The organism is Thermosipho affectus (genome assembly GCF_001990485.1).
In the GTDB taxonomy this organism is placed as follows: domain Bacteria; phylum Thermotogota; class Thermotogae; order Thermotogales; family Fervidobacteriaceae; genus Thermosipho; species Thermosipho affectus.
The window spans coordinates 41727-54508 of record NZ_LBFC01000010.1; the positions used below are offsets into that span (position 1 = coordinate 41727).

Here is a 12782-nt window from a genome sequence, read left to right on the forward strand (position 1 = left end):
CTACTTTTTCAAAAACTCTTTTCTTACAGTAAATATCATTACTACAAAGGCAATGATAGAAACTACAATTAAATACTTTAATTCTTGTGATATACCAATGTTGTTTAATTGATAATTTCTCAATGCATAGGTAAGTTTATACGATGGCGTATAAGATGCTAATTTAAACATTGCCTTGGGAAGTGTGGTGACAGGTGTAATACTTCCACTTGTAAAAAAGAAAAACATGGAAAGGGATATTCCCAATATATTAGCTACCGCCTTATTAGGAGAAATACTCGAAATAAATATTGATAGAGCAGAATGAAATATTATTGCCGTTAAAGAAAGCGGAAAAAAGATACTAAAAGGTATTTTTACACCAAATAAATTCCCAACAAGATAAACACTAAATGACACAAACAAACCTAAAAAAAACAATGCTAGAAATTTTACAACGGAATATTTATACCATTTTTCGTTATTAACTTTAAAGATAGTAATAAGTCCAAGTTCTCTATCATTAATTACAGTTAATACACCTATTGCAAGTAGCAAAAATATCACAGATAAAAACAAAATTGCCGGTGAAAATAAATTGCCAAAATCCGTTTTAAAATTCTTGGTTTTTGGTACGAATTGAGGTGCTGGTGTTTCATTACTTACAAATAAATACCTTAAAACTTGAGGATTGAAAAATGGTGAACCATTCAAATCGTTAAATATCGAATTTAATACGTTGTATATACCGACGGACAATTGCAAGTCAACTGGACTTGGAATAAAATCAATGTTTACCTTTTGTCCGTTGTATAGTGCGTCTGTAAAATTACTCGGAATTATCATAACGGCGTTCACTTCGCCAGATTGCAAAAGCTCCACATAATTTTCATCTACATACCTAAGTGTACCACCCTTAAAAAAGGACATAACAAGCTTTATTGTAAACCGCGACAGTGCAGAATCATCCAAGTTGTACACCCCAAGTTTAACATTCGAGACTCCAAATCCATTGAAAAATATTATACTTGCAACTGTAAGCACAACAGGTAAAAGGATGATGAGTACTATATTTACAGGTTTTCCAATAAGTCTTTTAAATTCATACCAAACTCTCACCTTTTCATCCTTTCTATTTAAGAATAATTACAGAATTTTTTCCATAAATTCTTACAGCATCTTCTATGAATTCTGGGTTGTGTTTTGAAGAGAGCACAAACAAAACTCTTCTCTTTACAACGGGAACATCCACGTGCCCATCTGTAAAGATTATTATCCCCTCCACTCCTACCTTTGATTGTGCAAGATCCACCGCAGGTTGAAGATTAGTTTCTCCTCCACCGTATATTTCTAAATCTTTCCAATTTCCAGATTTGTATTCCGTCACCATAGTTACCGATTTATCCACTTGTATTAAAATCAACTGGGAATCTTGTTTTGCTATCTTTTCAATCTCGGTTAAAAATTGATTCATTTCCTCTTCTATTATACTTGCACTTGTATCCAAGATAACGGCTAACTTTGACTTATATTCATATCTCCAACCTGGCTGATCATCGTATCGTCTATTTGGTCTTAATGGTGTCATGTATTTATCTCCTTTTATAGATGCATTAGAAAAACGTCTTAAAATCGTCTCCCAATTTAATGTAGATTTTTGCAAGATTACATCTATATTCTGCTTTAAACCAGAGTCAAGTTTTTTTCCAAACATGTTAAAAGCTTTTCCAACTTTATCTTTAGTAATTTCTATTATCATTTCAACTGGAATCTCAGATTGAAAATCGTGATCATCTATTGAATCAGGTAATGCTTCTATATCAAAATCACCTTTTTTTTCAAATTCCTTCATCATCCACTCAAAATATTCTTCAGCAGTCTTATCTATTAAAAAAGCTGGTGGAGCTGCAAATATTACCTCGTTATCTACTCCATGTCCTTCTTCAATAAGGACATTTAGAGGCACACCTCTTGCATCTAATTCAGGAATATATTGGTTTATAGCTGCATCCATTGCAAGGTCCCAAATCTTTTTTTCCCTTTTATTTCTCGGCTTTATCCTAAAATGCTGGTTTATTATATGCATTAACTCATGCAAAATAATCGCCTCAACGAACCATATTGGTTTCTTATTAACAGAAGGGTTATACAAAAAAACAATTTCACCATTCTTGGTGAATTTTATAGATATATTCTTTACATTTTCATCCTTTCGAAAAGAAATTCCAAGAAGTAGATACGCGTAAAAAGGACTCTTTTTTACAATGTTTTCAAATGCTCTATTTATAACCATCCGATTCTACCTCTATTCCAAAATTGATAAACTGATTTTCAAAAAGAGGTGTGGATAAATACGATATCCACTTGTATTTTGTTGAAAGAGTTACAAAAAACGTCATATTTTCAAATAAATCATACGACGCAATAAAAGAAAGATGATATCTTAAAATGTCTTCGGGATTAACAAAAGACAAAAAGTTTACATTAACACCTGGGTCATAATATATGTAAATCCAAGAAAATTCAACGTTAAGTCCCAAAGATAGTCTATCAAACCTAAAATCAGGTAAAATTCCAAGGTATATTCTTCCTGTCTCAGTAGATGTCTCCGTTGTTAAAGGCTTATGGAAAGTAGATTTTACATAACTTGAAAAAGAAAAATTATCAATCCCAGTATCAAAATAAAAACTCACAAGATATGTACTATTGTTAAATACATATCCAGTTAAAATTTTATATAAAAATATATCACTATTTAATGAAAATGAGACACAAGAAAGTGGATAACCTAATCTAAACCCAAAATTTTCTATACTACCCCTCAACCACACACCATCCTGTGTGGAAAAACCAAATTTCACGGCAAAAGAAATAGTTAAGAGAAAAATAAAGAAAAATGTTAAAAATCTTTTCAAACAATCTCCTCCCTTCCTATAGATTATACCACATCTAAAAAAAAATGACTCCGCATCGGAGTCATAAAATCAAATTAAGATTTTCATCTTCTGTAACCTTTCCTATTATCTTTCCTGGTAGATCCTTACTATTTGACACATAAATAAGCCCATATCCCATATTAAAAGTGGAAATAGCTTCACTAAACTCAACATATTTCAAAATCCAATCTACAAAATCCTTTCTTTCAAGATTTACATTACAACCTCTTCCGTTTAAAAGCCTTCTAAGTGCTCTTAAAATACCACCACCTGTTACATGTGCCATAGCTTTTATCTTGTCGAAATGCTCTATAATATTTGAGTATATTCTCGTTCCCTCTAATAGATTGAAAGGCAAATCATTTATGTTTATATTTTCTTTCCTTAAAATTTTTCTAATCAAGCTCCAACCATTTGAATGAAATCCCGAAGCATCCAACGCAAATATGTAATCCCCCGGTTTTATTTTCTCGTGTTCAAATAACTTTATCACTTCACCAATGGCAAAACCTGCAACATCCATGTGATTTTCCTGATATAAATCAGGCATTTCCGCTGTTTCTCCAGCAACTAAATACATATCGTGCTTTTCAAGTTCTACTATTAAAGCTTTTACAAATTCTTTTGAATTTCCATCTATACTGTGCACCCCCAAATAGTCCAAAAAAGCCTTAGGCCTTGCACCAACACATATTAGATCGTTGTAATTCATAGCTATTAAATCTTTCGCAGCATCATTCCAAGTTTGAAATTCTATGTGTAGTAATATCTTTGTCCCAATTCCATCTGCAGTTACAGCTATCTTTGGGGTTGTAAAGTTTAAAATTGTCGCATAACCTGTAGGCTCTTTTATTATCCATTCTGGAATAATTGCATTTCTCTTTATTTCCCTTGCAAACTCATCGCCCTTTTTCACGTCTACCCCCGCATCTTTATAGGTATACTTCATGCGTAAATCACCCCTATATCCGTTCTAAAAAACTTACCCTCAAAATCTATTTTATTTGCAAGATCATATGCTACGTTTTTTGCATCTTCTTTTGTCTTGCCAATTCCTACACAGTGTAGCACCCTACCACCGTCTGTGTACAGTTTTTCTCCATTCCTTTTAACACCTGCTCCAAAAATAATGAAATTTTCTCCTTCTATTTTCGTGATATTCTTTATTTCCAATCCTTTTTTGTATGAAATAGGATATCCCTTGCTTGCTAATACAACATCTAAGGCTACATTTTCAGGGGAAAAATCCGGGATCTTCTCACACTCTGTGGCTTTCAAAATTGTTTCTGCAAAATTTTCTGGATTTGTAGCCACAATTACCTCTGTTTCCGGATCACCTAGTCTAACGTTGTATTCCAAAATATAAGGTGTTTTTTCAAAGAGCATAAGTCCAAGGTATAAAAATCCTCTATAGTTTATCCCTTCCTTTTTAAGACCGTATAACGTTTTTTCAAAGAGCGTTTCTATCTTTTCTTTTATTGACTTGTCAATACTGATAGGTCCAAAGCTCCCCATACCACCGGTATTTGGTCCCATATTTCCTGTATTTGCCCTTTTGTAATCTTGTATGAAAGGATACAATGAAAAGCCATTTTCATTAACAACTGCCATGGCAGAAAGTTCCCTTCCAGGAATAAATTCATCCAAAATTATAGGTCCTGAAACTCCTTTTATTAATTGACCTTTAATAAGTTTTGCACCAAGTGCTATTGCTTCGCTTTCATCACTTGTAATTAAAACACCTTTACCTTTTGCAAGTCCATCTGCTTTTAAAACATATGGAGGGTAAAATTTCTTTATCTTTTCCCTTAATTCTAATTCGCTCTCTACTATTTCAAATCTTGGTGTAGGCAAATTATATTTACTCATAAATTTTTTGGCAAATATCTTTGAACTTTCCAATTTTGCCCCTTGAATTGTTGGGCCAAAGACATTTTTCAATTTTTCTGCAACACCTTTTGCAAGGTATTCTTCAGAACCTGGAATTATTAATCCATTGAAATTTTCTATATCATCAATGTTATTTCCAGTTAGCCCATTCCCAGGCGCATAAAACACTTCAAATCCAATCTTTTCAAATGAATAACCTATAGCATGCTCTCTTCCACCTGATCCCAATATGCATATTTTCATACTCTCACCTCAATGTCTAAACACTCTACCATTTGCTTTATAGAACGATATTCCAAGTTTATTTGCCGCATCAATTATTTCACTATCTCTAATAGATCCCATGGGTGCAACTACTGCCTTAACCTTTGCATTTGCAAGAATTTCCAAACCATCTGGAAATGGGAAAAATGCATCAGAAGCAGCATATGCCCCAATAGCCTTTTCACCTGCAAGTGATGTGGCAATCCAAGCCGCCCTTTTCCTTGAAGGTTGACCTGTACCTATTCCCACTGTTGTAAGATTTTTGGAAATAAGTATGGCATTTGACTTTACCCCTTCAACAACTATATATGAAAAAATTAGTTCGGTCATTTCACTTTCTGAAAGTTTAGGACCTGCTACATGCTTAAAAACTAAATCTGGTAATTTCCTTTCACCTATTAAAAAAGCTCCAAATGCAGGTTTTCCAACTTTTGGTTCATAATCTCTAACTTTTAATATACGTATTTTCTTAGATTTTAATACTTCTATTGCTTCTTTTGTAAAGTTTTCTGCAATTACAACTTCAAGATATTTTTTCTTTATAGCCAATGCACATTCTTCGTCAAATTCAAAATTCACCGAAAGTATTCCACCAAAACTTGATTCTTCATCGGCTAAAATAGCGGAAAGTATGGAGTCCACCTTGCTTTTACTTACAGATGCACCACAAGGTGTTTGGTGTTTCACTACCACACTTCCATAGCCATTTAATTTTTTCAAATTTTTTGCAATTACAAATGCTGATTCTGCGTCTAATATGTTGTTAAAAGAAATTTGTTTTCCTTCGTGCAAAATTTTAAATGCAGGTTTTCCAAACATTTCCGCTTTTTCATGAGAATTTTCCCCATACCTTAATTCCATATCAAATTTTTCAAGATACACCCCCACTCACTCCTTTCACGAATTTAAAATAGATTCAATAACTTGTGGATAATGCTTATGCTCCAACTTATGTATTTCCTTTTCCACCTCTTCTAATGTTAAACCATCTATCTCTAAGGCCTTTTGGAAAATTATAGGTCCCGTATCTACACCCTCATCCACAAAGTGAATTGTTATTCCCGTTACTTTAACTCCGTATTCATATGCCTGTTTTATAGCATCTTTTCCTGGAAAAGCAGGTAGTAAAGAAGGGTGTATGTTTACAATTTTAAAATTATTTACAATCTTTGATGGAAGAATTTTCATAAATCCCGCAAGAACTACTAAATCTGGTGCAAGTTCTTTCAAAAGCACAAATAATTCCTCTGCCCAGTTATCTTTAAGCCTTGTATGAGAAATTCCAAGTTTTTTAGCCCTTTCTTCTGCAAAACACTTCTTGTTGGTAATCAACCTTAAAATGTTAGCATTAAGAATTCCTTTTCTTGTCGCATTTACTATTGCTTCAAAGTTTGAACCATTTCCAGATGCCAAAATCACTATATTGGGTAATTTAGATTTAGACATCCTAGACATAATTTATCTCCTCCAATAGCTTCTTTAAGTCCATCTATAGACAAATAATAAAGCTCATCTGCATTTATTTCCTTAATTATCTCCTCAATTTCTTTTTGATTGGCAATTAACTCATTTTTCCTTGAGGTGTCAATACCATATGGACAAGGCCCTATTACCGGTGGTGAATGTATACCAACTTTTACCTTCTTTGCACCGCTTTCTCTTAACATCTTTACTATCTGCTTCATTGTTGTTCCCCTTACAATTGAATCATCAATTACAATAACTTCCTTGTTTTTTACTACTTGAGGAATGGGAATTAATTTTCTTTTAATAATTTCTTCCCTATTTTCGGGCATTATAAAGCTCCGTCCTAGATATCTGTTTCTCATAAGGCCAAGTTCTATGGGAATTTTTGAGGCAAGTGAAAATCCTAACGCACCTGAAAAACCAGAATCAAGTATTGGAATTACAATATCTCCCGTCATTTGACTTTCACGATACAGAATTCCCCCCATTTTAAACCTTGCTTTGTGTACATTTCCATAGTAAAAATTACTATCTGGTCTTGAAAAATAAATATATTCAAATGCACAAAAACGCATCTTTGTTGTTGCAAACTTTACCTTATCTAAACCCATATCTGAAAAAATAACCATCTCACCTGGTACAATTTCCGTTATTTCTTTTGCACCCAACGCCGTTAGAGCAGAATCCTCGGAAGATACAACAAATCCACCCTTAAATTTTCCATAAAATAGCGGTCTAAAGCCATAGCTGTCTCTTGCGGCTATAAGCATGCTGTCAGTTAATATCACAATAGAATAAGCTCCAGGGATCCTTGAAAGAGACCATTGAATGGAAAGTTTTGGATCAGAATAAGGAGCAAGGGAAATATAATGGAGGAATACTTCAGAATCAATTGTTGTGTTAAAAACTGCTCCTTTTTCGACAAGCGATTTCATCCTAATCTTTGCATCAGGAATATTCCCGTTGTGTGCAATTGCAAATTTGCCTTTTGAAGTTAAACCCATAAGGGGTTGAATTTCACTATTTTCTCCAAACGTCGAATATCTAACATGTCCAATACCACTTCTACCGTTTATATAATTTTCCTTAGTTAAAACTTGTGAGACCAACCCTTGCATCTTTAAAAATTTGAAACCTTCAATGACAATCCCCGTGCTTTCTTGCCCTCTGTGTTGAAGACCTAATAAAATATCATGTAAAATGTTATAAGAATCATCTACATTCCAAACACCTGCTATCCCGCACATAACACCCCTCCACTATCAAAATGAAAAAGAGGAGCAAAAGCTCCTCATCAACCACAAAATATTACTTCCCAAACAGGGAAAATCTCTTATTTATAGCCTTTTTCCACAATATTAATTTTCTTTTCATTATACCCCCTCCTAACTTTTATTCTAAAACCATTTTAAATTAGAGTCAATATCATTTTTGTAAACAATATAAATTCTACCAAACTAAAAAGTTTTTTATATTCTCTCTATATCTTTTCATTCTAAAACAGATTAATAATCCATAGCCAAGTATCTCCTTTAGTTTTTTGTTTACTTTCTCCAACATATTTGCTGTTTTTATTCTTCTCCAATGCCTTTAAGGTTTGTAATTTTTCCACGCAAATCTCGCGACACCGGCTTTCATTACACCGGTTACTATGTATAATGCTTTGCTAACGTATTTAGTTCTAATTCTGAAATAGAAAGATACGGTATCTCTTCTTCTATCTGAATAACACGTTGCCACCACCAACATGTTTGTACCCTATCTATGAGAAAAAATTAAATTTTCAAAGTATTTTTTATCATGAAAAGCAACTCTTGAAAAAAAATTATAGTAAAATATATTTGCAAGAGCTTTTAATAGATTTGTGTTTTTTTATCTATTATAATTAAAAGTCACGAAAATAACTTTGAAAAAATTATTACGAAATATAAATAAAAAGTCAAGGAATTCTAATGGAGGGAATTATATGAAATTTAAAGTTTATCAAACATCAGGATTTTTTAACACTAATACATATATTTTTGAGAACTTTGTTGTAGATCCAGGATTTGGAATAGGAAAATATCTAGGAAAAATCCCTGTCAAAGTAATTTTGACACACGGACATTACGATCATATAGCAGGACTCTTAGAATTGAATGTAGAGGATGTTTATATTTCAAAAGACGATAAGAAAATGTTATATGATCCATCCAAGAATTTTTCACATCTTTTTGGGGAGACATTTATTTTTGAAAAAGATGTAAAAGATATAGATTTATACTTTGATACAATAGCAGTACCAGGTCATACCTTAGGTTCAAGGATAGTAATTTTTGATAACTTAATATTCACAGGAGATACTGTATTTTGTAATACCGTAGGAAGAAGCGACTTAGGTGGCTCAAAAAAATTAATGATTGAATCTATAAAAAATCTAAACAACGTATTTAGGAAATTAGATGAAAATATGTTGATACTCCCTGGGCACGATGAATATTGCAATATAAAAACGTTATTTAGAAAAAATCCATATTTTAAAAATGTTTAAAACTACAAAAAAATAATGGGGAGAATATTTCTCCCCTCTTGGCTCCGGCGGAGGGACTCGAACCCCCAACCTAGTGGTTAACAGCCACCCGCTCTGCCTATTGAGCTACGCCGGAACACCTTCCAGGAAGTAATATATCATATTTTTTTTAGTTAGTCAATAACTTTCAAGTTCGTTCATATATGTAAGATTGGCATTATATAACTTAATAGAATCATTTTAATATTTTTTAATTCAAATCTTATCTCATTTTTCAAACTCCCTAAAATGTGAATGTTCAAATGTTAGCGTTAATACCATCAAAAAGTAAAAATTACTATTGATAGAGCTATTTTAAGTAAACTTTATTTATAACACTATACTTATCTTTATTAAAATTTCACCTACTTTTCAACTTCTTCTACATCATAGGATATCATATCTTTTCATGATAATAATGTAAGCTTTTGCATACAAGAATAAATATAGCAAATAATAATGGTAATAAAAGGGAAAAAGACAACTCCAATATTATAACTTAATTTTTTTATCAAATAAACTATGAAATTCTTGTTCTCCATGAAGTACCATTATCAACGTTTTGGATTTTAATTTTTCAAATATTAACTTTATTATCTTTTCTTTACTTTGCTCATCTATGTTTGCAAGAGGTTCGTCAAAAATATAGACATCTGCTTCGTTTTCAAGCGCTATACCAATAGCAACTTTTTGTCTTTCACCTGCAGAAAGATTGGAAGGCAATTTTTCTTTTAACCTTTCTAAACCAAGTTTTTTTATTAATTCTTCATCTTTTATGAGTTCTTTTATAGGAATTTCTGGAAGTTCAACCGGTGCAGTTATTGATACAACGTTTTTTGGCCTTAACACTTTTCCATTATCTGGCGACAAATATCCAGAGATTATATTTAAAAGAGTTGTCTTTCCTGCCCCATTTTCTCCAAATATTAATACCTTACTCTTAGGAGTTATTTCCAAATTATCTATTTCTATTACTTTATTTCCATCATAAGAAAGTTTCACGTTTTTTAAAATTACTCTATTATCCAGGTCAAAATATTCTTTCTTATCAGTATTTAATAAATTTTTTATTCTTTCAAGTATTTGTGAGTATCTGTGAAATTCTGGAATAGCTTGAACAATTCCAAAAAGGGATGAAACCGCTCTCCAAAATGTGTTTATTATCGCTACAAATCCACCAAAACTCAACTTTCCAATTAAAACAAAATATCCAGATACTATAAGTGAAAGAGTATCCGACGTGTTTCGAATAATGTCACCTAACATTTGACTTGATTTTACAGCTTTAAAACTTTCAAACCTACTGTTTAAATACTCTTCTAAAGTCTCCCTGTGCTTTAATGTTGCAAGGTCAAATATAAAATCAAAAGTTCTCATAACTTTAAATGATTTAAGAACACTTGTTAGAAAGCTTGTATAAATTCCTTCTTTTTCTCTTTCAAGTGCTGTTTTTTTCTAACTTTTTGACTTACAACATTCGCAAAATACATTAGAGGAGGAATAATAATAAATAACACCAAAGAAGCTCTCCAGGAAATAAAAAACATCGCAAGTAGTAATGCCACTTCTGATACAATCATTGAAACTATATTTATTGTCATCCTAATCATTGGAACAACACCTTCATTAACATCTTTGTGAATGGAATTTATAAAATACCCCGCACCCTTTTTGGTAAATTCTTTTAAATCATAATTAAAAGTCTTTTTTAGAAGTTCAGATTCAAGATTTAATACTACTTTATTTTCATACCTTTTTTTCCAAAGATTATTTATATAAAACAATAGTACAAATATCAAACCAAGTGCAAGATATACTACACTTAAAAGTACAAATTTTTGAAAATTAAGCTTTAATACAGCTTCGTCAAATAGCCACTTTACCATTAATGGTTGAATCAAGCCTTCAAAGAAACTTAAAACACTTGAAAAAATAAGAAGTAAGATAAATTCAAATCTCTTTGTCTTTAAAAATTCCCAATATGTTTTCATAAAAATCCTCCCCCTCTATATAAACTCTCTAATCTAATAACAATTCATCTTGTGCATTCTTTAATAACCTATTTAAAGTCCTCAAAACACCAGCAATTCCTGTGCCAAAGTCACACGTTATTCTTATACCACCTTCGCCCAAAACTGCCAAAACTTTTTCTTGTTTTATTCTTTCATCTTTAAAACTACAAACGCTTTTCGGATTGAAAATATGCATATTTATCAACCCTTCAATTTGTTGTTCTAAAACTTTTAAAATGTCTTTTCTTTCATAGTAAATTACTGTGTCAATTAAGGTATCAATGATTCCGGTTATACCAAACAAATATCCAGATAAAACAAAATACTTTCTTCTAAGATCATTTAGGAGCTCTTCAAATATTTTATTCTTTATATTATACCTAAGAGCTACTTTTAAAACACCAGAAGTTCCTACTTCTAAATATGGCTCGTAATTTTTCCCATTGTAAAAGCTTCTCAACCCTTTAAAAACAACACTTGATCTTAAAATTTCATCGTTAATAGCTTTTTCTCCGATTTTTTTTATATTAGGATTTTTTACAACTTCATACAACTTCAATAAAAATAAGGAAACTCCTGCAGCACCATATCCAAGTCCATAAAAAGTAGTTTTCTTACTAAAACCATTTTCCCAAAATATTCTTCCAAATTTATCATGTTTTGCATTTTTTACTAGCCATTTATAAATTTTCAATGCCTCAGATAAATATTTTTCTTCCTTTGTTAACCTATACATTTTCAAATTAGTAAGCCCAACACCGCTTGCGCCATAATACAAAGAATAATCTTCGTATAACATCTGATGTTTATTACATCTTTCCATTAACCAATTTGCAAGTTCAATTTCTCCTAATTCAAGTAAAACGAAAACAATTCCAGAAAGGCCCGTAAGAAATCCTGGTGGAAATAATTCAAAATCAATGTTTTTAACTTTATTTAAAAACCAGTTTTTAAACCTTTTCGGTATATCATTTTTATACTTACTAATTGAATATAATATACCACCTGCCCCAAAACCAAAAGAAATTTCATTAGTTGAATAAACTATCGGATCGCATGGAAAAAGCGTTTGAGTTGAAAGATCAGCAACATCGCACAAAAAATTAGTTAAACCATCTAACACATCTTTAATAAAGATCTACTGAATGGACTTTTTCGTCAAAGCTTTGGTTAGTAAATGGCCTTGCTTCTTTTATAATTAATAAACGTCTTTTTAATTCGTCAAAAGCCTTATACACTCCCCCACTGTTTGAAAAATGTACTGCCTCAAGTATTCTGTATCTTTTTTCAATATTAATTCTTTTAAAACCTTTTTCTTTTTTGAAAAAATAAGATCTTTTACCCAATATGGTGTTCTATAATAAGGAAGTCTTTTGTCCTCAATTTTTTGACCATTTGGAGCAAAAATGATCGGAATTTTTCTCCCAGTTATATCTATCATAAAATGTTTTTTTAATCCCCCATATCTATAGTACAAAATACCTTCTTCTTTGTATCTTCTATCACTTAAAATATATGGTCCTTCCTCAAAATATAATTTGTCATGCAAATCCTCAAGCACCTTTTCAAAAATTTTTTCATCCCTTGGATATATAGTAATAAATTTTCCAGAACTCCCCCTGGAAAATTGTTTAGAGTTAAGTACATATGTAAAAGTCAACATAAAAATGTATAAAAAAGGGAAAA

General features: G+C 31.6%; 14 protein-coding genes and 1 tRNA gene. 1 reads left to right on the top strand and 14 read right to left on the bottom strand.

What is annotated here, in order from left to right:
- From XJ44_RS03260 to XJ44_RS09230, 9 genes are all read right to left on the bottom strand, one after another.
- Entirely contained in the window at positions 1–1098 is a 1098-nt protein-coding gene (locus tag XJ44_RS03260; RefSeq protein ID WP_077198042.1) for an ABC transporter permease, read from the bottom strand.
- A gap of 13 nt (positions 1099–1111) precedes the next feature.
- Entirely contained in the window at positions 1112–2272 is a 1161-nt protein-coding gene (locus XJ44_RS03265; protein WP_077198043.1) for a vWA domain-containing protein, read from the bottom strand.
- Complete coding sequence (locus XJ44_RS03270; protein ID WP_077198044.1) at positions 2259–2894, bottom strand: hypothetical protein; 636 nt, start codon at positions 2892–2894, stop codon at positions 2259–2261. The genes XJ44_RS03265 and XJ44_RS03270 overlap by 14 nt, the downstream gene beginning before the upstream one ends.
- Before the next feature lie 61 nt (positions 2895–2955).
- On the bottom strand, positions 2956–3864 hold the full coding sequence (locus tag XJ44_RS03275; RefSeq protein WP_075665635.1) for an AIR synthase-related protein: 909 nt from the start codon (positions 3862–3864) through the stop codon (positions 2956–2958).
- A complete protein-coding gene (purD, locus tag XJ44_RS03280) occupies positions 3861–5048 on the bottom strand; it encodes a phosphoribosylamine--glycine ligase (protein WP_077198045.1) in 1188 nt (395 codons plus the stop codon). The genes XJ44_RS03275 and purD overlap by 4 nt, the downstream gene beginning before the upstream one ends.
- A 9-nt stretch (positions 5049–5057) precedes the next feature.
- Complete coding sequence (locus XJ44_RS03285; RefSeq protein WP_075665637.1) at positions 5058–5951, bottom strand: phosphoribosylaminoimidazolecarboxamide formyltransferase; 894 nt, start codon at positions 5949–5951, stop codon at positions 5058–5060.
- A 15-nt stretch (positions 5952–5966) separates the two neighbouring features.
- Positions 5967–6524: a phosphoribosylglycinamide formyltransferase gene (purN, locus tag XJ44_RS03290; RefSeq protein ID WP_143608973.1), complete on the bottom strand. Its 558-nt coding sequence runs from the start codon at positions 6522–6524 to the stop codon at positions 5967–5969.
- Positions 6488–7783 (bottom strand): amidophosphoribosyltransferase, encoded by a 1296-nt coding sequence (gene purF, locus XJ44_RS03295; RefSeq protein ID WP_075665639.1) that lies wholly within the window; start codon positions 7781–7783, stop codon positions 6488–6490. The genes purN and purF overlap by 37 nt, the downstream gene beginning before the upstream one ends.
- A gap of 343 nt (positions 7784–8126) precedes the next feature.
- On the bottom strand, positions 8127–8285 hold the full coding sequence (locus XJ44_RS09230) for a hypothetical protein (RefSeq protein WP_158071820.1): 159 nt from the start codon (positions 8283–8285) through the stop codon (positions 8127–8129).
- 217 nt (positions 8286–8502) lie between these two features.
- Here XJ44_RS09230 and XJ44_RS03300 point away from each other — a divergent pair, with 217 nt between their 5' ends.
- Positions 8503–9066, top strand: a complete 564-nt coding sequence (locus tag XJ44_RS03300; protein ID WP_077198047.1) for an MBL fold metallo-hydrolase — start codon at positions 8503–8505, stop codon at positions 9064–9066.
- A gap of 39 nt (positions 9067–9105) precedes the next feature.
- On the opposite strand, the gene XJ44_RS03305 is transcribed toward XJ44_RS03300, so the two are convergent.
- The 5 genes from XJ44_RS03305 to XJ44_RS09235 all read right to left on the bottom strand — a co-directional run.
- Positions 9106–9181, bottom strand: a tRNA-Asn gene (locus XJ44_RS03305).
- 395 nt (positions 9182–9576) lie between these two features.
- Positions 9577–10461, bottom strand: coding sequence for an ATP-binding cassette domain-containing protein (locus XJ44_RS03310; protein ID WP_077198048.1), 885 nt, complete (start codon positions 10459–10461; stop codon positions 9577–9579).
- A gap of 26 nt (positions 10462–10487) precedes the next feature.
- On the bottom strand, positions 10488–11075 hold the full coding sequence (locus tag XJ44_RS03315; RefSeq protein WP_077198049.1) for an ABC transporter transmembrane domain-containing protein: 588 nt from the start codon (positions 11073–11075) through the stop codon (positions 10488–10490).
- A gap of 28 nt (positions 11076–11103) precedes the next feature.
- Entirely contained in the window at positions 11104–12219 is a 1116-nt protein-coding gene (locus XJ44_RS03320; protein ID WP_158071821.1) for a lanthionine synthetase C family protein, read from the bottom strand.
- A 90-nt stretch (positions 12220–12309) separates the two neighbouring features.
- The coding region (locus XJ44_RS09235) for a class III lanthionine synthetase LanKC N-terminal domain-containing protein (RefSeq protein WP_233119503.1) at positions 12310–12782 on the bottom strand (473 nt) is incomplete at its 5' end.